Raw genomic sequence first — 24,730 nt, forward strand, 5'->3', positions numbered from 1 at the left:
TCTTCTTATATATTCCACCAGTGAAGGCCGTCTTTTTCTAAGAGGTCGTCTGAAGCCTTAGGTCCCATTGATCCGGCTTCATAATTCGGGGAAAGGGTTTTGTCGGCTGCCCATGTTTCGGAAATCGCGTCGACGAAATTCCAAGAAAGCGCCACTTCGTCCCAATGGGCAAAGTTCGTTGCATCACCGAGCAGACAGTCGTGAATCAACTTTTCGTAAGCTTCCGGTGTGTTCATTTCGTCACTGCAGTTGCTGCAGTAGTCCAGCTTAATCGGCTGAGCATGTGCGGCTCCGCCTAATTTTTTAGCATTCAGATATAAAGTGATGCCTTCATCCGGCTGGATGTGGATGACAAGCAGGTTCGGATTTACATTCGTTTCATTGCCGTAATATAGGTTCATCGGAATGTCTTTAAATTGAACGACGATTTTCGTTGATTTTTCTTTCATCCGTTTCCCTGTTCGGATGTAAAACGGAACGCCGGCCCAGCGGAAGTTGTCGATTAACAGCTTTCCGGACACGAATGTTTCCGTATTGGAATCCGGTGCTACGTTTTGCTCATCTGTATAGCTCGGTACAGAGTTTCCGTTGATCGTTCCCGCTTGGTATTGTCCGCGGACGAAGTAATCGCCCACTTCATTTGGAGCGACAGGGCGGAGAGCTCTCAGCACCTTCACTTTTTCGCTGCGGATTTCTTCTGTGTTCAGTTTAATAGGCGGTTCCATTGCTAAGAGAGCGACCATTTGTAAAATGTGATTTTGAACCATATCGCGGAGTGCGCCTGATTTTTCATAATATCTCGCACGATCCTCAACGCCGAGATCTTCACTTGACGTAATCTGGATGTTTGAGATGTAGCGGTTATTCCAAAGCGGTTCAAACAACGCATTCGCAAAACGGATGACTTCGATGTTTTGAACCATTTGCTTGCCTAAGTAATGGTCGATCCGATAAATTTGATCTTCTGTGAAAGCTTCCCGTATTTCTTTGTTAAGCTCTTTCGCACTCGGCAGGTCATGGCCGAACGGTTTTTCAATTACGAGACGGGACCAGCCTTTTGTCGCTGTGACACCTTCATTTTTAAGCGATTTTGCGATTGTGCCGAAAAACTCAGGGGCCATTGCCAAGTAAAACATTCGGTTATTCGGGATTTCATATGTATGTTCAAGCTGATCAAGCAGGACATTCAGCTCCTGATAGGAACCCGGATTCGTTACATCAAACGGATGGTAATAAAAATGAGATGTGAAATCATCTATGTCTTTTTGCCCAGCCGAAGAAACAGACGTTTTAACGGTTTCACGGAGGTCCTCGTTTGACCAAGGTCTTCTTCCAACACCTACAACTGCAAACTCTTCACCAATCTGACCATTTTTATATAAACGGTGAATGGATGGGTAAAGTTTTCGTTTTGCCAAATCCCCTGTGGCACCAAATATTACAATTACTGCTTTTGGTTTGTCGTTTGTTTTCACTTAGAGTACCTCACTTTATCTGAAGCATGGTTTAAAACCCCGCATATTTCCTTCATTTTAAATCTAAAATTCGTTGAAAGCAAATGTTTCAGCCTGTTTTTTGAGGTTTACAGAAAAAAATTAATCAGGCCGGAGAAGCCCCGGGTGAATTCACATTTTCAGCCTGATCCTGTATCCTTAGTAGTACAAAGATCTAGGAGGAAGCATTGTGGAATTATTATTTTTAGGGACGGGGGCCGGCATGCCGGCAAAGGCGAGAAACGTAACGTCCGTCGCGCTGAAGCTTCTTGAAGAAAGGCGTTCCGTATGGCTGTTTGATTGCGGAGAAGCCACTCAGCATCAGATATTACATACAACAATCAAACCGAGGAAAATCGAAAAGATTTTCATCACCCATCTTCACGGTGACCATGTTTACGGTCTTCCGGGTCTGTTGGGAAGCCGGTCATTTCAGGGCGGTGAAGAAGAGCTGACGATTTACGGGCCAAAAGGCATAAAAGCATTTATTGAAACAAGCCTGAATGTGACGGCGACTCATTTGACGTATCCTCTTACCGTACATGAAATTGAAGAGGGAACGGTTTTTGAAGATGAGCAATTCATCGTTACCGCAACATCCGTCATTCACGGTGTAGAAGCGTTCGGCTACCGTGTACAGGAGAAAGATATTCCCGGTGCATTGCAGGCCGGCAGACTGAAGGAAATGAATATTCCACCCGGCCCCGTCTATCAGAAGATCAAAAAAGGCGAAACAGTCACGCTTGATGATGGAAGAATAATTGATGGACAGGATTTTTTGGAGCCGCCGAAAAAGGGGAGGATCGTCGCTTTTTCAGGGGATACCCGGGCATCAGAGCGGGTAACGGAGCTTGCGCGCAATGCCGATGTACTTGTTCATGAAGCGACGTTTGCTAAAGAAGATGCAAAGCTTGCGCATAATTACTATCATGCGACGACAGAACAAGCTGCACAAACGGCAAAAAAAGCAGGCGCCAAACAGCTGATCTTAACTCATATCAGCGCAAGGTATCAAGGCGAATCACCGATAGAGCGTCTGGAACATGAGGCGAAAGCGGTATTTGAAAACAGCAGGATCGCATTTGACTTCATGGAAGTCACAGTGGAACGCTCTTAAAAAATGGACGCTTGACATTTTGATTTGAGGGTATATAATAAAACGTAATTATTACGATTTGATCGAGAGGTGAAAATGATGCGTGTGAATGTAACATTGGCCTGCACAGAGACAGGGGACAGAAACTATATCACGACGAAGAACAAACGGACGAATCCGGATCGATTAGAAATGAAGAAGTATTCACCCCGGTTGAAAAAGTATACTTTACATCGTGAGACGAAGTAGATCACGATAAAAAAGCCATTGTGCTCCGGCACAATGGCTTTTGTTTTATGAGTTTACCGCCTGATAGGCCGGAGCATTCATTTGCTGGCGCGCCGCACACCAAACATCATAAATGGCAAGGTGGACGATATGCGGTTCATCGTGATGAATGGCGTGAGAACTGTTTTTGGCCTGAATCCATCCGCTTTGATAAGAGACATCGAGCATGCTTCTGTGCAGTTTCATCCATTCTTCATGAGCGTGCTTTAAGCGCTCATCACGCTCTCCCGATGATAAAATCAACAGCGGCATATCGCCGAAATGAATCTGCTGGTGCTTGATCTGCCGAAGGCTCGTCAAAAATTCCGCGTGTGATCCTTCTAATCTGAACTGCTTCAGGTAGGCCGCTTTCATTTCCGCGGGAAGAAGCGGAAGCACTTTCGTCTCCTGATCTTCAGAAACCGGGTCAAGGAGCACCATTCCGAGAATATCCCGTCGGTTTCGGCTCGCCCAAAGTCTGCTGATAATCGTGCCGTATGAATGCGAGACGACAAGGTAAGGAGGCTTGACGCCCGCCTTCAGCAGAAGGGCGTTTAATTCCTGTACCATGTGATCTGCCGTTCGCTTGTTTCTGCTTTGGCCGCTTTTGCCGATTCCGGCTCTGTCATATGTGAAAACCCCAAATTCTTCATCTATGTCAGTGAGTAATGGTGTCCATGTTTCAGAAGAAGTGCCGCAGCCGGCTTCAAAGACGATCGTCACTTCGCCGGCACCTTTACGGTGTTTTGTATAAAACGGACAGCCGTCAATCAGGTATGTCCTTTCCATCCATGCTGCTTTCATTGGAGTCATCCCCTCTAATTGGTTCTATAAGGAAGACGGAGATGCTTCGGCGATCGTTTCTCAAAAAATAAAAAAAAGAGACAGCCGATGATAAAAATTTCCGGCTGTCTCTTCTGTCACCATGCTCTGTCGTATTGAACCGGCGACGGTATTTCTGTATTCAGCTGCTTCGCTGCACTTCTTGCAAAATGCGGATCGCGCAGAAGTTCTCTCGCGACAAAAATGAGGTCAGCGCGGTTGTTTTGCAGAATTTCTTCGGCCATTGTCCCTGTCGTTATCAAACCGACGGCGCCTGTTGCGATTTCGGCCTGCTCACGGATTTTCTCCGCAAAGCTCACTTGATAGCCGGGGAAGACGTTAATATCAGCTTGAACGAGTGCGCCTGAGCTGCAATCAATCAGGTCGACTCCCTGCTCCTTCATCCACTTCGCAAAGCCGATATGATCGGCAATGTCCAGCCCCTTATCAGTATAATCAGATGCGGAAACACGGACAAATAGCGGTCCGTCCCAGACTTCCTTGACGGCTTCAATGGTCTCGCCTAAGAAGCGGTAGCGGTTTTCATGTGAGCCGCCGTATTCATCTGTACGGTGATTGGACAGCGGTGACAAAAATTCGTGCATTAAGTAGCCGTGTGCCGCATGAAGCTCGATAATGTCAAAGCCGGCTTTTTTCGCACGCGCCGCGGCCTGTTTGAATTCCTGAATGGTTTCTTTAATTTGTTCTATCGTCATTTCAGCCGGTGTTTTGGACTGCTCATCGAAAGGAATGGCTGAAGGAGCGTAAATGTCTCCGTCAAGCTCTGCTTTACGTCCCGCGTGCGCGAGCTGAATGCCGATTTTAGACCCTTGTGCTTTCACTTGTTCTGTCAGTTTGGCAAAGCCTTCGATATGATCGTCGCTCCAAATGCCCAAATCCTGATCGGTAATACGTCCCTGCGGATTAACGGCTGTCGCTTCAACGATAATCAGACCGACCTGACCGATTGCACGCGATATGTAGTGCGCCATATGAAAAGGCTGCAGTTTTCCGTCCTTTTCATGTGAGGAATACATGCACATCGGTGCCATAACAATACGGTTTTTGATCGTTACATCTTTAACGGTCCATGGTGTAAATAATTTTCTGGCCATTTATTTCGCCTCCCGGAATGTTTTTAGACATTGATTATAACAACTCATGATCATTCAGTCATATAAACTGCTCACAGCTGAACACATCGTTCTTATTGTTCTGAACGGGCATTTTTCTTATACACATCGGGGCCGTATCTTCATAACAGGGATCATATAGCAAATATAGATGAGAAACGCACCGATGACTGCGTGGCCTCCTTTGAACCAGTTTGTCAGGATGAAAATACTGCCTTGAAAACAAAAAGTCTGACCGTGACGGTGGTGAGCGGGGTTATTTTGATGTCGGGCTTTCGTCTGTTTATATAAAAAGGGCATCAACGGCACATGCTGTTGATGCTTTTTTTGAAATGCTAGGGTTTGGAGAGCACTTCAATTCCGACGTTGACCATTTTGTCCAGTCCCATAAAAGACAGGCAGATTTTGGCGCGTCTTTTTCTTTTATCGATCTTTTTAATAATGCCTTCCATTCCTTTAAGAGGTCCTGAGGCAACGGTTACTTTTGAATTTTCAATATAGACTTTTGAATAATCTACAGTGTCTCCTTCTCCGATCAGCCTGATAATAGGGAGGATTTCTTCATCCTTAATTGTCGTGAAATAGGTTTTACGCTCTTTGGAATAATATGCGCCGTTATTCACGATTCTGCATGAAATGGGGAGTTCTTTGATTTTATGAAATGTCCGCTCTGTCATCTTTGTTTTAAACAGCACATATCCCGGAAACATTTTTTTGAGTGCCTCGTATTTGATTCCGGCTTTTCGTTCTGTGACTTTTTTCTTGGGTATGATTGAGTAGAGAGCCTGCTCATCAAACTGCAGACGCAGAAATTTTTGCACTGCTTCTTCTTTTCCCGACTCTACAAAAAGTGCGTACCATTTCATGACTGGATCCTCCTTAGAATAATAAGAAATTATTATACAAAGAAAGTATTTAATGGATAGTATTTAAAGTGATTAAAAATTTTTCTAATTCGTCTTTTTTTTACATAATATATGAAAATGAAAAATAAGTATAGACCCAATTGACAGAGAAGCGATGAATTTTCTTTGACATGAAAAGGGTTCAGGGAATTGTCTGACATTTTATCCGCCGAACATAAAACTGTGGAATAAATGTCAGAAAATAACGAAAAAAGGTCTTGACATTATTATCTATAAATTGATATTATTCTCTTTAAATAGCAACTATTTGTTAAATTTATTAAATTGATGTAAAGCACCTATTAAATTTCAATCGCTGTTTCGGCACGTTGAAGAGGAAATAGGGATTATAAAAATGATTGCAGTGTATATATCTACATATACATGATAAGGGAGAAGTGTGCCGTCATGGCTGTTTTCGGGCATATTGGCACTGCAGCTTGTCATGAGAAACATTCAGTAAACAAGTAATATGTTTTAATATAAATTATGTCAGAAAAGGAAAACACAATGCGTTTGCGATTTTTAAACCTGTGCTGAATCGCAAACGCGTTTGTGTTTTTATTTTTATGCCGGTGTTTACACCAGTCAATATATGAATATAAGAGACGTTTTTGTATGGAGAACCACATGTGATGTACAAAATTGGCGATGCGGAAAGGATGAGGATAAGATGCTTACGTTTGTTTTCCCGGGGCAGGGTTCTCAATTTAAAGGAATGGGAGCCGGACTGTTTGATGAATTTCAAGATCTGACACGTCAGGCTGATGACATATTAGGCTACTCTATAGAAGAATTGTGTCTGGAGGATCCGAATCACCAGCTGGGGAAAACGCAATTTACCCAGCCGGCGTTATATACGGTGAGTGCACTCAGTTATTTAAAGAAAATGAAAGAGTCCGGCAGAGAGCCTGATTACGCCGCAGGGCACAGTTTAGGAGAATATAATGCGTTATTTGCGGCCGGCTGCTTTGATTTTGAGACCGGTTTGCAGCTTGTAAAAAAAAGAGGGGAGCTCATGAGCAAGGCAGCTCCCGGAGGCATGGCGGCGGTTTTGGGGTTTACGGCTGAACAAGTAAAAGAGGTTCTATCCGATTATCATCTGACCGGCATTGATATCGCTAACCACAATTCACCTTCGCAAATTGTGATCGCCGGAACGAAACAAGACATTGAAAAAGCGGGCCCCGTCTTTGAAAAAGCCGGCGTGAGAATGTACCTTCCTTTAAATGTGAGCGGCGCCTTCCATTCCCGCTATATGAAAGATGCTGAAAAAGAGTTTGCAGATTATTTAGAAGAAACGGCGTTTTTGCCTCTTCGTTTTCCGGTGATCTCAAATCTTCATGCCGCACCTTATAAGAATGACGAAATCAAAACAAATCTGACTTTGCAAATGACCAATCAGGTAAAGTGGACGGACACGATACGCCGTCTGATGGGAATTGAAAATAATGAAATTGCAGAAGTCGGGCCCGGGGAAGTGCTGACAAAACTGACGCGGCAGATTAAAAAAGATGCCGTCCCATTACCTATGCCGAAAGAAGAGTCTGATACTGCTGATGTTAAAGCATCGGCAGCTGATTCACAAAAAACGGCGGGAATGAGATTAGGGAACGAAGATTTTAAAAAAGATTATAACATCCAATATGCTTACATGACGGGCTCCATGTACAGGGGAATTGCTTCGGAACAGATGGTCATTAAAGCGGCAAAAGCGGGAATGCTGGGCTTTTACGGAACGGGCGGATTGAGTATCGAACGGATCGGACAGGCCATCGGAACCATCAGATCTGCACTGCGGCAAGGGGAAACATTCGGAATGAACCTTCTTCATCATATGATGTCACCTGACAAGGAAGTCAGAATGATAGATTTATATTTGAAAAACGGCATTCATCTTATTGAAGCATCGGCATTTATGGGCATAACCCCCGCTCTCGTTATATACAGAGCAAAGGGATTAAGCAGGAATCATGACGGATCGGTGTCAGTTCAAAACAGAATCATCGCGAAAGTATCCCGGCCTGAAGTCGCTGAGGCCTTTCTGAATCCGGCTCCGGCTCATATGCTGGAAAGACTTGTGTCTGACAATCGGCTGACAGCCGGGGAAGCGGCGCTTGCAAAAGAAATTCCGATGGCTGATGACATTTGCGTTGAAGCGGATTCAGGAGGGCATACCGACCAAGGGATTCCGTATACATTAATGCCTGCCATGATCAGACTCAGAGACCGCATGATGGAGAAGCACGGGTATGCGAAAAAAGTAAGAATCGGCGCAGCCGGCGGAATCGGCACTCCGGAAGCGGCTGCTGCCGCGTTTCTGCTCGGCGCCGAATTTATCGGAACCGGTTCTATTAATCAATGCACGGTCGAAGCCGGGACAAGTGATTCAGTGAAAGATCTGCTTCAGGAAGCGAACGTGCAGGATACGTCATACGCTCCCGCGGGAGATATGTTTGAAGCGGGAGCAAGGGTGCAGGTGCTGAAAAAAGGCCTGTTTTTCCCGGCCAGAGCCAATAAACTCTTTGACTTGTACAGACAATACAATTCTTTAGATGAAATAGATGAAAAAACGAAAACATTAATTGAAGATAAGTATTTCCAGCGCAGTTTTGAAGAAGTGTATGAGCAGTTGAAACATGATAAATCTCCTGAACAGATCGCCAAAGCTGAACAGAATCCGAAACACAAAATGGCGATGGTATTTAAATGGTATTTTTCCCATACGACGAGGCTCGCTCTGGAAGGAAAAAGCGAAAGTAAAATAGATTACCAAATTCATTGCGGCCCTGCACTCGGCGCATTTAATCAATGGGTGAAAGGAACCCCGCTTGAAAATTGGAGAAACAGGCATGTCGATTTGATCGGCAAACAGCTCATGGAAGAAACAGCCGGCCTTCTTGCGCAAAGGCTGGTATCGATTACAGGCTGAGTATGACCGGACATTACATTTTTTCTGCGGAGGACAGACCATGCTGATTGAAAATCATGAATTAACGATGAGCCATGTCGGGTTAGGGAATTTGAATGAGTACGCGCTGCTGCTGTTATTCGGCAACGCACACAGTCACCATTTAACGGACGGAACGGGATTCCGGCCTGATCAGATGGCCGATCACCAAGGGCTGATTTTGTATCCGGCTTATTTTATGACACATCTCAAAGTTCCTTCAGATAAGCCTCTTGATCAGTACCGATTATGGGACGAGGTTTCCGTCGGGGTCGATATCTCCCGGTTTGGAGAAACCATATTAGAATCTGATTATTTGTTCGGGCCGAAAGGAGCGGTCAGCTCTGATAAAAGCGAGTGGGACCCCGGGCGGTTTCCTTCTATGAAAGCCAATAGTTTAATTGTCGTCGACGTCACACAAACAGAAGGTTCGACCCGCAAAGTCTCAGCGCCTAAGGCTGAATGCATTGCGGAACTTTCTAAGTTAGCCAAGCCGCCTTACGCGCTGATGCGGTCAAAGAAAATCAGAACGGACGCTTTCGGTATGAAGCCGGGCAACCTCAAAACAGCAGACCCCGTTTCATATCGGGTTCCTGTTGATCAGGATGCTGCGCCGGGGCATGCCATGGTGTTTGCGAAATTCAGCAAGATAATGGATGCGGCGGAATTTGAATGGATGACGCGCCGGTCGAAGCCGGGTTTTCCGGTTTCAATCGCGCGGCATTTATTTTTGCTTGAAAGAGAGACGTATTATTACGGAAATTGTTTTGCAGATGAAGAGCTTGATATTTATATGACGGGACACATTGAAGAATGCGATCCCGACTTTCACGGTGAGTCCCTCGGTATGATCTCAGTGGCGAAAATCAGCTATCAGATTGAAGTCTATATGAAAAGAAATCATACATTGCTGGCCATTTCCAAGGTGGATAAGCTGCTGGCGGTGCCGACCTCTTCACAAGATCATATTCCGGATTATAAACGGGTCATCAGAAGTTTATAAAATGAAGAATGGAGCTGAAAGCAAATGGAACAAACCAAGGAAATGAAGCAGATCATCGCTCAAATCATCCAGGATATTCAAGAACAGCAGTCATATCGGGCCGTTGAAGCGGGAGATAATGTGAGAGTCATAGAGGATCTGGGCTTCTCATCACTGGATATCGCTCAATTAGTCGCACAGATGGAGATGGAAACCGGAGTAGATCCTTTTTCACAAGGAGAAACAATTTCCAGCATTACAACCGTCGGCAGCATTTGTGATATTTATCAAAAATATATGGACAGTGCTCAATCATGAAAACAGAAAGCGGGAGAGATATCAGCTGGGTGACTGATAAGCTTAGGGAAACGCAAGACAGTGAGTTTCTCATTTTTAAAGGGCAGACTTTTACGTATGATGATTTGCTGACACGAATTAGCTTTTTTCAGAAAGAACTTGAACAAAACGGAATACGTGAAGGAGAATGTGTGGCGCTTATCGGGGATTATTCCCCGAACGCCATTTTTTTGCTGCTGGCGCTTCTGTTTAACCGAAATATCGTTGTCCCTCTCAGCAATGAATCAAGGGAAAAGCATCTCGATATGTTTGAAGACGCGAAAGTGAATCAAATCATTGAAATAAATGAAAATGACAGCTGGACGCTTCGTGAAGGTTCTAAAAGCGCCTCTCACCCTCTGCTTGATGACCTGCGAGAGAGAGGGGAGTCAGGCATTATTATTTTCACATCGGGAACCTCCGGCAAAAGCAAAGCATCCGTGTTAAGCGCCGGCCGGCTGCTTGAAAAATACAAAATGGCGAAGAGAAAACCGCTGCGTACGCTCATTTTTCTGAAATTGGATCATATAGGCGGCATTAATACGCTGTTTGCGATTCTGTTTAACGGGGGAACGATCGTCACATCAGACAGCAGAACGCCGGAGTCCGTTTATCAGGCGGTCGACAAACATGCTGTCCAAGTACTCCCCGCCACCCCGACCTTTTTAAACATGCTGCTGATGTCCAATGCGGATGCCGGCTATAACCTCTCTTCACTCCAGCTGATCACTTACGGCACAGAACCGATGCCCCTATCAACGCTGCGCGGCATTCATCGGCTGTTTCCGGGTGTACGGCTGAAACAAACATACGGATTAACTGAACTGGGTATATTCTCAACGAAATCAAAAGACAGCCAATCCACTTGGATGAAAGTAGGCGGTGCCGGAACAGAGACCAAAATTACCGGAGGCACGCTTTGGGTCCGTTCTGAGTCGGCGATGCTCGGCTATTTAAATGCACCGTCACCTTTCGATGAAGACGGCTGGTACGACACCGGTGACCAGGTGGAAACAGACGGCGAATATATAAGAATTCTCGGAAGAAAGAGTGAAATCATTAATGTGGGCGGAGAGAAAGTTTTTCCGGCAGAGGTGGAAAGCGTTTTTCTGGAGATACCGAATGTCCGGGACGTTCTCATAACGGGCAGAAAAAATCCGATTACGGGCGAGATTGTCGCGGCAGAGGCCGTACTTGAAAAAGAGGAAGATATCAAATCTTTCAGAAAGCGGGCCGTAGCTCATTGCAGACAGAAGCTGCAGCCATATCAGATACCGCAGATCATTTCTGTTACAGATCGGAAACTGTCTAATGACCGATTTAAAAAAATAAGAAACGTGTAAAACAGGAGGTACATATGAATAACGGAAAAGTAGCGGTAGTCAGCGGAGGAAGCCGGGGACTCGGAAAATCGATTGTACAGGCGCTTTTGGATGAGGATTACAAAGTAGCCGCTTTCAGCCGCAGTGAATCTGATTTTATTAACACATTGAGAGAGAGTGAAAAGTACCGCGGCCGCTTTTATTGGGAAGCGGCGGATGCGGCGGATGATGCCGCCATGAAACAGTTTGTTCTTCAAGTATACCGCAAGTTTTCCAGAATAGACGGCTTGGTCAATAACGCCGGTTTGAACCTTGATCAGCTGCTGCCCCTGACCAATGATGAAGACATTGACCGCATCCTTAATCTGAATATCGGTTCAGTCATCAAGCTGACCCGAAATGTTTCCCGGGTCATGCTGAAACAAAATTCCGGATCAATCGTTAACATAAGCTCCATTATCGGCTCAAGAGGATTTAAAGGCACTTCTGTCTACAGCGCATCCAAAGCGGCTCTTGACGGCTTGACGAGAAGCCTGGCCAGAGAGCTCGGGTCCAAAGGAATCCGTGTCAATTCACTTGCGCCCGGTTTTGTGGACACCGATATGACGAAAAATATGCCGGAAAAACAAAAATCGCAGATTATCAGAAGGACGCCGATGGGGCGTTTAGGCGAAACAGACGATATGACCGGACTCGTTCGTTTCCTGCTTTCTCCTGAATCGTCCTTTATGACCGGACAGACAATGGCAATAGACGGCGGATTAACTTGTTAAAGCACAGAAAAATTCTTTTGTACAAGGGATGGTATCCTCATGAAATGTATTAACGAATTTTTAAGAACGGTAATAGCGCAAAAGCTGGGTGCCGAGGTGACCGAAGCAGAAGATAAAACCGCTTTTTTTACTCTTGGCGTGACGTCTCTCATCAGTGAAGAAATCATGACCATATTGCATAAAGAATTTACCGGCCTTTCTGAAACGCTGCTGTTTGAATATCCGAACATTGAGAAATTGAGTGAGTTTTTAAGTGCGCAGAAACGAAACCCCGAAAGCGTTCTTGAATTCAAAGAAACGGAGCCTGATACGGGAAGCCGGCAGGAAGAAGAATTGCTTCCTGTACAGGCGGCTGAAAAGGTGCCTGAACCGGGAACGGACAGGAGCTCTGATATTGCGGTTATCGGAATGAGCGGGATGTTTCCGAAAGCGGAAAACCAGCATGATTTTTGGAACAATTTAATGGAAAATAAAGATTGTGTCTCCGAAATCCCTGAGGACAGATGGGACAGCTCTTATTACTCGGAAGAGAAAACAGCAGAATACGCGTCATACAGTAAATGGGGAGGTTTTATTGATCATCCGGATCAATTTGACCCGCTGTTTTTTTCTGTTTCCCCGTGGGAAGCTGATTTAATGGACCCTCAGCAAAAATTGTATGTCACGTGCTGCTGGGAAGCAATGGAGGATGCCGGTTACGGGAACCCGGCGGCGAGGCCGACGGATCAAATCGGTGTATTCGCCGGAGTGACTTGGAATGAATATTCATTAATTGCACACGAAGAAGGTTTCCTCAAAGGTCAGTATAAAGGCCCCGGCTCCTTATATTGGGGCATTCCGAACCGGGTTTCTTATTTCCTTGATCTCCATGGGCCGAGCATCGCTGTTGATACGGCGTGTTCTTCATCGCTTGTCGCCGTCCATCAGGCTTGTCAGGCCATTATGTCGGGCGACTGTGAAATGGCGCTTGCCGGAGGCGTCAACCTCAGCTTACATCCGCAAAAATACATGTTTTTAAGCCAATCGCATTTCCTGTCTTCTGAAGGAAAATGCCGCAGTTTCGGTGAAGGCGGGGACGGTTACGTGCCCGGCGAAGGCGCGGGAGCCGTTTTATTAAAACCATTGAAAAAAGCGATTGCGGACAACGACCACATCTACGGTGTCATTAAGGGGTCCGCCACTAATCACGGCGGTAAAACGACCGGGTATACGGTGCCGAATCCGGAAGCGCACCGGGACCTGATTTTATCCGCTATAAACAGAGCCGCGGTAAGTCCGGCGGATATCAGCTACATTGAAGCTCACGGAACCGGCACAGCACTCGGCGATCCGATTGAGATACGCGGTCTGTCTATGGCATTTGATAAACAGACCGATGAGAAAAATTACTGCGGAATCGGCTCGGTGAAATCCAATATCGGACATTTGGAAGCGGCTGCAGGGATCGCCGGTTTAATCAAGGTGCTTTTAAGCATGAAACATGAAACGCTTCCCGCCAGTCTGCACTCCGAGGAACTGAACCGCAAGATTTCTTTTTCTGATTCGCCATTTTATGTCGTCCGAAACAACCGGCCGTGGCCGGCTGAAGGAGATAAACCGAGAATCGCCGCAATCAGTTCATTCGGCGCAGGAGGCTCTAATGCTCATCTGATCGTAGGTGCTTATCAGCCAAAACGGCAAGCGGACGGGAATACTGAGCAAAAACCGCATGCGGTCGTACTAAGCGCACATTCCGAACAACAGCTGAAAGAATATGCCGGGAAATTATGCTCTTTTCTTGCCCGATTGGAAAACCCGCCTTCTGCCGGGGGATACAGCCTGGAAAATATCGCTGCCACCCTATTGTCAGGCAGAGAGCCTTTCTCCTTCCGGCTTGCTGTCATTGCATCATCCCTTTCTGAGCTGAAACAGCGATTGAACAGATTTGTAAGCGGTCACAAAGACGGAAGGTATATTTACTTCGGAAAAGCGTCATCTGGGCGGCCGGACGTTTCAGGCCAATCCGTTTCAGATCCTGAGAAATTTGCCGCGCTGTGGGTGAAAGGCTTTCAAGATTGCAAAAAGCCGGAAACGCCGTATCAGAAAGTTCCGCTTCCTACGTATCCGTTTTTAAAGGAAACGTCCTGGCTGACCGATCAAAAAAAGCGGTATACAAAAAAGCCCCAAAAGACCAAAAGGCGTGAAGCGCTGCATCCTCTGCTTGATGAGAATGTTTCATCCGCCCGGAAAGGGACGTTTCAAAAGATATTTTCCAAGGATGAATATTTCTTTAAAGATCATTTAGTGAACGAAAAATATGTGCTTCCCGGAGTCTGTCATCTGGAAATGGCGGTATACGGCGCGGGATTGTGGGGAGAACGCCCGGTCGTCTCTCTTCAAAGTGTGTGGTACATGGAGCCGATTGTGACAGGGACAGACCCAACATCCGTCATGGTAGAGTTTGAAGCAGAAAAAGAGCGTATAAGCTATGTCATTAAAGAAAAAGGAGCGGCCGGCATCCTCTTTTCGCAAGGAGAAGTGATTTGTAAAGAAAAAGGAGCGCCTTTTGAGGCCCCGGTCTTTCAGCTCCCGGCGCCATTTACGGAGAGAACGGAGCCGAAAGACATCTATCACTCGTTCTCTGAGGCGGGAATCGTGCAAAAGGACAGTTTTCAGGTCATCCGCGAATTCTCTTATACAGAAAGGAAAGCACTGGCCAAATTAACGCTCCCGTCACACTTGGAAGCCGATTTTAAACAGTACATCCTACACCCGTCCTTAATGGATGGCGCTGTTCAAACTGCAATGGCGCATGTGCTGCAATTTCAAAAAGAGCCTGCGCTTATCGTACCGTTTTCCTTCGGAGAAATACAGCTGCTTGAACCGTTAGCGAAAACCGTATTTGTGCATGCGGAAGTAAAAGCGGCCTCCGTTCACCAATTTGATCTGCATATTTGTGATGAGCGCGGCGTGCTGTTGGCGGCAGTGAAAGATTTTATCATAAAAGAGGTGCAGGAAAGCGCCGGGTTTAACCAAAAAGCCGGCGTCACGCCGAAGAAAAGCCGTGAAACGGAATTGCTTATGACACCGGTTTGGAACACCGTCACCATTCCGGAAACCGGCATGTCTTTCATGCGTGAAGAAAAAATAATCGTCATCGGGGCCGGGCCTGATTTTCAGCAGGCTTTGAAAGAGATGTATTCCGATGTCCGTTTTCCGGACATCACTTCTTTGGACAGCGCGGAACAAATGGCTGAAACACTGAAAGCGCAAGGCTCTTTTCAACACATGATATGGGCGGCACCGGATCATCCCATTCCATCCGTTTATGATGCGGATACGGCCGGCGGACAGGAGCACGGGGTCATGCAGCTTTTCCGGCTGGTAAAAGCGCTTCTGCTTCTGAATTTTGACACGGAACAACTATCATTGACAATCTGCACGTTTCAAGCACAGCCGATTCATGAACATGATGAGGTCAATCCGAGTCATGCAAGCATACACGGATTAGCGGGATCGCTCGCAAAAGAATACACCAATTGGAGCATCCGGCCTCTTGATTTGGAATCTCAAAGGGGAGACCGGCATCTTCCTGATGTCTTTTCTTTACCGGCGGACCCCGAGGGAAATCCGTGGGTCTTTCGTGCAGGTCAGTGGCACCGCCAGCAATTGGCCGTCTGCCAGCATCATGCAGATGAGCCTTCGTTATACCGGCACGGCGGGGTTTATGTGATTATCGGCGGAGCAGGCGGAATAGGAGAAGTATGGACTGAATATATGATTCAGACCTATCAGGCGAAAATTGTCTGGATCGGGAGACGGAAAAAAGATACACAGATTGAAAGAAAGCTGAAAAGACTTGCGGCAATAGGTCCCGCACCGCAATATTTCAGCGCGGATGCTGCGGATTATGATTCTCTCAAGCGGGCGTATGACACCATTGTGAAGGAAAATGGACAGGTCCTCGGAATCATTCATTCCGCCATCGTGTTATCAGACAGAAGCTTTGCCAATATGGAAGAGGATCAGTTCCGCGCTTCACTTTCTGCAAAAACTGATGTCAGCTTGCAGATTGCCCGGGTAGCTGAAGGGGAACCCCTGGATTTCTTGCTGTTTTTCTCTTCGATGATGTCGTTTCAAAAAGCGCCGGGACAGAGCAATTATGCCGCCGGGTGCACGTTTAAAGACGCTTTTGCTAAGCGGATCTCACAGAAAGCGCCGTATGCCGTAAAAGTTGTCAATTGGGGCTTTTGGGGAAGTGTCGGCATTGTCGCTTCAGAACAATACCGGAAACGGATGGAGCGGGACGGAATCGCTTCTATTGAGGCGCCCGAAGCGATGAAAACGCTGGAAACCCTGCTTTCCGGACCTCATGACCAGCTGGCGCTGATCAAAATGACAGATCCGGTTTTTATGAAAGACGATCTGAAAGAACAAGTAACGGTTTATCCGGAAAAGATTCCTCCCGCACTCGGACAATTAGCGGTTAACATCATGCAGAATAACGAAGCTGAGCGGTTAAAAGCATCAAGTGTAATGAGCTGCATGAGAGAGATGGAGTCCCTCATTGAAAAAATGCTTGTATCAACCCTTTATGAGATGGGCGCAAGGCTTGATGAGACTTTGCCGTTATTTCAATCAGCTGCCGGCATAACGGAACAATACAGCAGATGGCTGAAAGAGAGCTTTGTCTTCCTGACTGAATTAGCGCTTGTTCCGGAAAAAACGGATCTAGGGCAGATGTGGGAGGAATGGGAGCGGAAAAAAGAGACTTGGCTGCGCCAGAAAGACATGAGGGCGCATGTCAGATTGGCAGAAGAGACATTGCGTGTGCTTCCAGACATTTTAACCGGTAAGCTTCCGGCAACGGAAGTGATGTTCCCTGACTCCTCCTTCCGTCTTGTGGAAGGCATTTACCGCGATAATATCATTTCTGATTTTTTCAATGACAAGCTTGCTGACACATTGATTGCAGTTTTGCGGGAACGTCTGGAAAAAGACCCGCAGGCGAAAATCCGCATTTTAGAAATCGGGGCCGGAACGGGCGGGACGAGCGCCGCGGTCATGAGAAAATTGAAACCGTATGAAGCGCATATTGCCGAATATTGTTTCACGGATATTTCTAAAGCATTTCTTTTACATGCAGAAGACATATTCGGTCCGGAATATCCTTATGTCACTTATAAAATATTCAACGCTGAGCAGCCGGTATCAACAGAAGCGCCGGACATCGGCACGTATGACGCAGTGATCGCTACCAATGTGCTTCATGCGACAAAAAATATACGCTCTACGCTGCGCCATGCGAAAGCAATGCTGCAGAAAAACGGCCAGCTGTTTATAAATGAGATCAACAGCCGTACCATATTCAACCATGTGACGTTCGGCCTTCTTGAAGGCTGGTGGCTGTATGAAGATCATGATTTACGGATTCCGGGCTGTCCGGGGGTTGAGCCGGCCGGCTGGACGGAAGCGCTTTCGCTTGAAGGATTCGTCCATCCTCTGTTTCCGGCCGAAGCCGCACACGACTTAGGCCAGCAGATTATAGCGGCTGAAAGTGACGGAATGGTCAGGCTTGCCCTCCCGCAGGCGTCAGAAGAAAAACCGGAGCGCCGTCCGTATGACGCAGATGGTCTTTCGGATGATACCTTGCATTTCAGCTTGAGAGAAAAAAGCGTTGAACTGATGAAGAAGTTAATCGGTGAAGCGCTTAAAGTGCCGGCGCATCGTCTTTTATCCCATGAACCGTTAACCGCATACGGATTGGATTCCATACTGGTCGTCAGACTGACCAATGCGTTAAAAGACGTCTTCGGTTCTGTCAGCAGCACTTTGTTTTTTGAATATCAAACCATTGATGAGCTTGCTGATTACTTTCTGTCTTCCCGTAAAGAAGCGCTCGAGCGGCAATTAGGGAATGGACGGGCTCATTCCGATAACGCCGGACGGGTGGAGGTTCCCGCGGAAAGCGCCGCGCCGATTCCAAACGTAAGAGAACGGGGCATCACATATCTGACGGAATTAATAGGAAAAACGCTGAAGATTCCGAGCGGGAGAATGGATCCGTCGGTTTCCTTAACCGCATACGGTTTGGATTCTATTCTGGTCGTCACGCTCACAAATGCCTTTCGTAACGTGTTTGACCAAATGACCAGCACCCTCTTTTTTGAATATCAGACGATAGAAGAAATCGCGGATTACCTGCTTCTTTCTCAGCGGGGAGCATTTATGAAAGCGATGGGTGTGCGTGAGGAGCAGCTGTCTGATCACACAGATAACCTGAATGTAAAACAAAACAAGATTCCTCAAAACGAGGAAGGCAGCAGGACAAACGGAGATCCCTATATCCAGGATATCGCTGTCATCGGTCTGTCAGGCCGGTATCCGGGCGCCGATCACGTTGATGAGCTGTGGGAAAATGTAAAAGCCGGCAGGCATTCTATTACTGAAGTGCCGAAAGATCGCTGGGACTGGAAAACGTTTTATAACGAGGAACGCGGAAAATGGGGGTCCATTTATTCAAAATGGGGCGGTTTTCTCGATGACATTGATAAATTTGATCCGCTGTTTTTCCGTATATCTCCCGCGGAAGCTGAAAGGATGGATCCGCAGGAAAGGTTGTTTCTGCAGACTGCTTATTCAAGCATTGAAGATGCGGGGTACACCCCGGCCACGCTTTGTGACAGCCGGAAAATCGGAGTCTTTGTCGGTGTGATGAACAGCAATTACCCGACAGTTCCCAGCGACTGGTCTATCGCAAACAGAGTATCGTTTTTGTTCAATTTTCAAGGGCCGAGTATGGCTGTGGATACAGCATGCTCTTCTTCTTTAACAGCTGTCCATCTCGCCGCAGAAAGCCTGCGGAGCGGAATGAGTGAAACAGCGATTGCCGGCGGAGTCAATCTTATCGTTGATCCGGCCCACTATGAGCGGCTGTCCGCTTTTTCAATGCTGTCTCCCGGTGATAAATGCAAATCTTTCGGAGACAGTGCGGACGGTTTTGTTGACGGTGAAGGAGTAGGGGCGATTGTGTTAAAGCCGCTTGCTCAAGCGGAGAAAGACGGCGATCATATTTACGGTGTTATCAAAGGAAGCATGCTGAACGCAGCAGGCAGGACAAACGCTTATATGGTGCCGAATCCGAAAGCGCAGTTTGATCTGATCGCAGAGACGTTAAAACGGACAGACATTCACCCGAGAACGGTCAGTTACTTGGAAGCCCACGGAACGGGCACTGCGCTCGGTGATCCGATTGAAATCGACGGGTTAACGAAAGCTTTTCGCCTGACAACAGAAGACAGTCAGTTTTGTTCCATCGGTTCAATTAAATCAAATATCGGACATTTAGAAAGCGCTGCCGGGATTGCGGGGATCACCAAACTGCTTTTGCAATTGAAACATAAGAGGATTGCCCCTTCATTGCATGCGGCGGAATTGAATCCGAATATTGAGTTTGAGCACACTCCGTTTTTCGTACAGCAAAAAGAAACGGAATGGAAACGCCCTGTCTTGAATATCACGGGTGAAATGAAGGAATATCCGCGAATTGCCGGTATTTCCTCGTTTGGAGCAGGAGGTTCAAACGCACATGTCATCATTCAGGAATATGTGCCGTCTGACAGCCTGAAACCAATGGAAAACGCGTCTGTTTCTCCGCAAAAACCGGCTGTTATTATTTTATCAGCGCGAAATGAGCAGCAATTGACAGAGCGCGCCCGCCAGCTTCTGGATGATGTCATAAGAAAAAAACGTTCTGACGGGGATTTGACCAAGATCGCTTACACGCTTCAGGCGGGAAGAGAACCGATGGCTGAGCGGCTTGCATTTACGGCCGAGTCGATAGAAGAACTGAAAATGAAGCTTATGAGTTTCTCAAACGATCATAATATCGAACATGCTCATATCTGGCGGGGCAGGACAGCCAAACATCATTCATTGGCGGCTTCGCTCACTTCTGATGAAGATATGGCGCTTACCATAAATGCCTGGCTGAAAAAAGGGAAATACGCAAAGCTGCTTGACCTTTGGGTTAAAGGACTTGACGTCGATTGGTCAGCTCTTTATCAGCGTAACCCGGGCCGCATCAGTCTCCCGGCCTACCCTTTTGCCAAAGACCGATATTGGGTCACAAAAGCTGATGTGTCACTTGATAAAACAGGCTCTGCGGAAAGTGAGAAAGCAGCCAGACTTCACCCGCTGCTCCATGCGAATACATCGACCTTTACCGCCCAACGCTTTACTTCTGTTTTTTCAGGGCGTGAACCGTTTTTTGCCGATCATATCGTCAATGGAAAACCGGTGCTTCCGGGCGCGGCTGCTTTAGAAATGGCCCGGGCCGCCGTTACGCTTGCCGCTGAAGACTTGCCGGGCGGGAAAGCGGGTGTCCGGCTCAAACAGATCGTTTGGCTCCGTCCGGTGACGGCGCTTTCTGAAGGAGTGACGCTTCATGTAAAGCTTCAGCCGGAAGAAAACGGAGACATCGCTTTTGAAGCGTATGCCGAAGGAGAAGAGCCGCTTGTCTTTTTCCAGGGAAAGGCTGTGCTCGAAGAGACGGAGCGTGCTCCGGTACTCGATGTGGAAGCGGTTCAGGCGCGCTGCTGTGGCCGGCGCATGTCAAAGGCTGAGTGCTATGAAGCATTCGACAGCCTCGGCATCACCTACGGACCGTCTCATCAGGCGCTTGACGCCGTCTATGCCGGGAGCGGAGAAGTGCTCGCGAAGCTCACTCTTCCGCCGTCCGCCCGCGAAGAAAAGGAGCCGTTCATCCTGCATCCGAGCATGCTGGACGCCGCCCTTCAGGCTTCTATCGGTCTCGTGCTCTCAGACGGTTCCGCGTCCGGACGGCCGTTCCTGCCGTTTGCCCTGCAGGATATGCAGGTATTTTCTCCGTGCCGTGAGACGATGTGGGCGGTGCTTTCCTCAGCGGACGGCGCCTATCATATTGAGCTGTGTGATGAAAACGGCGCGGTATGTGTCCGATTGACGGGACTCACCGCCCGTTTTCTGGAAGAGGAAACGGAGGAAAAACAGCTCTTGCTTCAGCCAAAGTGGCAGGAATCACCGCCGGGTGAAGGCGGACAAGAAGAGTCTTTCAGATACGTGACGCTGTATGGCGGAATGAATGCGGAAGACATCAGGGGCGCCGTATGTGCGGCTGACGGCGAAGGTCCGCTTGAGGACCGTTATGACGCCTGCGCGGCGGAGCTGTCAGCGATCGTCACCCGTCTTATCAAAGAAAAACAGAAGAAAAAAACGCTGATCCAGCTTCTTGTCCCCGACAGGGGGGAAGACAATGTATTGGCGGGGCTGGCCGCTTTCCTGAAAACGGCTCACCTTGAACATCCGAAGCTGTACGGCCAAGTCATCCAAGCCGATCCGGCCGAGGCAGCATCATCGCTTCTTGCCAAACTGAAAGAAAACCGGGCGCATCCTGAACAAGCGGAAATCCGTTATGAAGACGGCAAACGTCTCGTCAGAAACTGGCGTCATCTGCCGGCCTCTCAAAGCGGCGCCGTTCCGTGGAAAGACGAAGGGGTTTACCTCCTCACCGGGGGAGCGGGCGGCATCGGACTGATTTTCGCTGAAGAAATAGCCTCCCGTGTCAAAAACGCCGTCCTCGTATTAACGGGAAGAGCGGAAGTGCTTGATGAAGACCGCTCCGCCCGCTTACGGCGCTTGGAAGCGTCGGGTGCCCGCGTATTGTATCAACCAGTTGACGTGACAGACAGGGCGGCGGTCATCGCCCTCGTCCGCGGCATACAGGAGGAGCACGGAACACTCGACGGGATCATTCACGGCGCCGGCGTGATCGCTGACAACTACATTCTGAACCAGACAGAAAATGAACGGAAGACCGTCATGGCGCCGAAAGTGAAAGGGCTTATCAATCTTGATGAAGCAGCGAAAGATGTGCGGCTGGACTTTTTCATTCTGTTTTCTTCCTTGGCGGGAGGCATGGGAAATCCGGGGCAGGCCGGTTATGCGGCCGCCAACGCATTTATGGATGTTTATGCAGCCCGCCGAAACCGTCTCGTGCGGGACAACAAGCGGAGCGGGCAGACCCTGTCCGTCAACTGGCCGCTTTGGGAAGAAGGCGGTATGCACGTGGACAAAGAGACAGAACGGCTGATGTATGAACAGACCGGAATGAAAGCCATGCGATCGGCCTCAGGCATCCAAGCGCTTTATGCCGCTTTTGCCTCCGGAGAACACCAGGTCATGGTGGCAGAGGGCGACGAAAAACGGATTCGAAAAAACCTGATGCCTGAAGCGCCGGAACCGTCCCGCAGCATTCATGTGTCAAGGAAGACGCACGTCCATCTGCCAAATAAAGTACAAGCAGAACTCAAACATATGATATCAGGCATTCTGAAGGTGAAAGAAGAAGAAATAGATGCTGAATCAGAGATGAGAGATTATGGCTTTGATTCGGTTTCATTCACGCAGTTTGCAAATGAACTAAATAAAATGTATGGGCTTGAACTGACACCGGCCGTGTTTTTTGAATACCCGACAGTCTTTCGTTTTGCCCAATACTTGCTGGCGGAACATCCGGATACATTCGGCTCACAGGCAGAAACAGAAACGGAGAAACCGGTTGTGCGTAAAAAAATGAAGACGGAGCCATTCTCGATTCCGTCCCGCCTTCCTAAAACAAAAACCGCAGCTGCACCTGAAGAGCCCGTGGCGATAATCGGAATCAGCTGTGCATTTCCAATGGCTGAAAATCCGGAAATGTTTTGGGAGAATTTAGCCGGAGAAAAGGACTGCATTTCTGAAATACCGCCGGAGCGCTGGGACTGGAGACAGTATTACGGAGATCCGCAGAAAGATAAAAATGCGAGCAATGTAAAGTGGGGCGGCTTCATTGATGAAACCGCTCAATTTGATCCTTTATTTTTCGGTATTTCTCCGCATGAAGCCGAAATGATGGATCCTCAGCAAAGACTTTTAATGATGCATGTATGGAAAGCGATTGAAGATGCCGGCTGCTCTGCCAAAAGCCTGTCAGGTACAAATACAGGCATTTTTGCAGGCACGACAAACAGCGGTTACGCTCAGGAAGCTTCAAAGTTCCATATAGAGATTGAGGGTTCTTCCGCCGCCGGAACGGTTCCGTCAATCGGCCCGAACCGCATGAGCTATTTTCTGAATATACATGGGCCGAGCGAACCGATTGAAACCGCCTGTTCAAGCTCATTGGTCGCTGTTCACCGTGCGGTCAGGGCAATTCAGGCCAGAGACTGCAGCATCGCGATTGCAGGAGGCGTCAATGCTATTGTGTCGCCGGATATGCATATCAGCTTTAATAAAGCGGGAATGCTCAGTGAAGACGGGCGCTGCAAAACATTTTCCGATCAAGCGGACGGGTATGTCAGAGCTGAAGGTGCCGGCATGATTGTTTTGAAAACATTATCCGATGCGGAACGTGACGGCGACCGTATTTATGCCGTTATTCGCGGAACGGCGGAAAATCATGGCGGAAGGGCGGCTTCTCTTACATCGCCGAATCCGAAAGCACAGACAGAAGTCATGATAAAAGCTTATCAGCAAGCGAACATCGACCCCCGTACAGTGAGTTATATTGAAGCCCACGGCACGGGAACGGCGCTCGGAGATCCGATAGAAATCAACGGACTCAAAGCGGCTTTTGCAGCGCTTTATCAGAAAGCCGGAGTAACGGCACCCGATCAGCCTCATTGCGGCCTCGGTTCCGTCAAAACGAATATCGGCCACACAGAGCTTGCCGCCGGCATGGCCGGTCTTTTAAAAATTATTTTGCAGATGCAGCACAAAACGCTCGTTAAAAGTCTGCATTGTGAAACCGTTAATCCGTATATCAGCCTCGACGGCAGCCCGTTTTATTTCGTCCGCGACACTCAGCCGTGGAAAGCGGCGACTGATGAGAGCGGAAATGAACTGCCGCGGAGAGCGGGTGTCAGCTCGTTCGGATTTGGCGGTGTCAACGCTCATGTCGTGCTCGAAGAATATGTTTCTCCTGTTGAAGAGAAACAATGGACGGCCGGTGAACTTCAGCCGTCCTTATTCATTCTCTCGGCAAAGACGGCGGAACAGCTGAAGGAACGTGCGGAACAGCTGCGCAGATATTTGGAAAAGTCACATTCAGCTGACGGAGCTCTTGCGGGTATCGCTTATACGCTTCAGCTTGGCCGGGATGAAATGGAAGAGCGCCTTGCCGTCATTGCTGAAACAAAAGAAGAGCTTACGAACGCGCTGAATGATTTCCTCAGCGGCAAGGAAACGGGGCAGAATTTCTTTACAGGCCGGAACAAAGCGATGAAACAGCTGTTTACAGAGATGACGGACAACGCAGAAATGAGCGGGACCGTAGATCAATGGATTGAAGCAGGAAAGTATGCAATGCTTGCAAAATTATGGGTGCAAGGTTTACATGTCGACTGGAATAAATTATATCCGGACGAAAGGCCAAAAAAAGTCAGCCTGCCCGTCTATCCTTTTGCGAAAACACATTGCTGGATACCGCACAGTGCGCAGCATATAAGGCACCGGGAGACTTACGAGACTGATACGTCCCCGCTTGAGACTTATGAGCGCCTGCTTGATGAATTGGAGAAAAACGAAATAAGCATAGAAGCCGCTGTAAAAAGAACGATCGGTTTTTACAGGGATTAGCGTAATGGAGGAAACCAT

At 47.8% G+C, this 24,730-nt stretch carries 12 protein-coding genes; 8 read left to right on the plus strand and 4 right to left on the minus strand.

Annotated elements, in window-relative coordinates:
- Positions 1-5: 5 nt before the first annotated feature.
- Positions 6-1,475: a glucose-6-phosphate dehydrogenase gene (zwf, locus tag ACXN9U_RS03525; RefSeq protein WP_060964818.1), complete on the minus strand. Its 1,470-nt coding sequence runs from the start codon at positions 1,473-1,475 to the stop codon at positions 6-8.
- A gap of 208 nt (positions 1,476-1,683) precedes the next feature.
- On the opposite strand from zwf, the gene rnz reads away from it, so the two are divergent.
- Positions 1,684-2,610, plus strand: a complete 927-nt coding sequence (gene rnz, locus ACXN9U_RS03530) for a ribonuclease Z (RefSeq protein WP_060964819.1) — start codon at positions 1,684-1,686, stop codon at positions 2,608-2,610.
- A gap of 78 nt (positions 2,611-2,688) precedes the next feature.
- Positions 2,689-2,838 (plus strand): 50S ribosomal protein L33, encoded by a 150-nt coding sequence (rpmG, locus tag ACXN9U_RS03535; RefSeq protein WP_003153246.1) that lies wholly within the window; start codon positions 2,689-2,691, stop codon positions 2,836-2,838.
- A gap of 45 nt (positions 2,839-2,883) precedes the next feature.
- Here the strand turns inward: rpmG and ACXN9U_RS03540 are convergent, their stop codons facing one another.
- From ACXN9U_RS03540 to loaP, 3 genes are all read right to left on the minus strand, one after another.
- Positions 2,884-3,660: an alpha/beta fold hydrolase gene (locus tag ACXN9U_RS03540; protein WP_060964820.1), complete on the minus strand. Its 777-nt coding sequence runs from the start codon at positions 3,658-3,660 to the stop codon at positions 2,884-2,886.
- A 116-nt stretch (positions 3,661-3,776) separates the two neighbouring features.
- Entirely contained in the window at positions 3,777-4,793 is a 1,017-nt protein-coding gene (gene namA, locus ACXN9U_RS03545; RefSeq protein ID WP_060964821.1) for an NADPH dehydrogenase NamA, read from the minus strand.
- A gap of 353 nt (positions 4,794-5,146) precedes the next feature.
- Complete coding sequence (gene loaP / locus ACXN9U_RS03550) at positions 5,147-5,677, minus strand: antiterminator LoaP (protein ID WP_003153257.1); 531 nt, start codon at positions 5,675-5,677, stop codon at positions 5,147-5,149.
- 712 nt (positions 5,678-6,389) lie between these two features.
- Between loaP and fabD the strand changes: the two genes are divergently transcribed.
- The 6 genes from fabD to ACXN9U_RS03580 are packed head-to-tail and all read left to right on the plus strand — an operon-like array spanning position 6,390 to position 24,712.
- Complete coding sequence (fabD, locus tag ACXN9U_RS03555; protein ID WP_060964822.1) at positions 6,390-8,648, plus strand: ACP S-malonyltransferase; 2,259 nt, start codon at positions 6,390-6,392, stop codon at positions 8,646-8,648.
- Between the two features lie 40 nt (positions 8,649-8,688).
- Positions 8,689-9,669, plus strand: a complete 981-nt coding sequence (locus ACXN9U_RS03560) for an LnmK family bifunctional acyltransferase/decarboxylase (RefSeq protein ID WP_060964823.1) — start codon at positions 8,689-8,691, stop codon at positions 9,667-9,669.
- A gap of 24 nt (positions 9,670-9,693) precedes the next feature.
- A complete protein-coding gene (locus ACXN9U_RS03565; RefSeq protein WP_060964824.1) occupies positions 9,694-9,966 on the plus strand; it encodes an acyl carrier protein in 273 nt (90 codons plus the stop codon).
- Positions 9,963-11,327, plus strand: a complete 1,365-nt coding sequence (locus ACXN9U_RS03570) for an ANL family adenylate-forming protein (RefSeq protein WP_489202174.1) — start codon at positions 9,963-9,965, stop codon at positions 11,325-11,327. Before ACXN9U_RS03565 ends, ACXN9U_RS03570 begins: the two co-directional genes overlap by 4 nt.
- A 14-nt stretch (positions 11,328-11,341) precedes the next feature.
- Complete coding sequence (locus ACXN9U_RS03575) at positions 11,342-12,079, plus strand: SDR family oxidoreductase (RefSeq protein WP_060964826.1); 738 nt, start codon at positions 11,342-11,344, stop codon at positions 12,077-12,079.
- 39 nt (positions 12,080-12,118) lie between these two features.
- Positions 12,119-24,712, plus strand: a complete 12,594-nt coding sequence (locus ACXN9U_RS03580; RefSeq protein ID WP_489202175.1) for a type I polyketide synthase — start codon at positions 12,119-12,121, stop codon at positions 24,710-24,712.
- Positions 24,713-24,730 lie beyond the last annotated feature (18 nt).

The organism is Bacillus sp. BACIII (genome assembly GCF_057836745.1).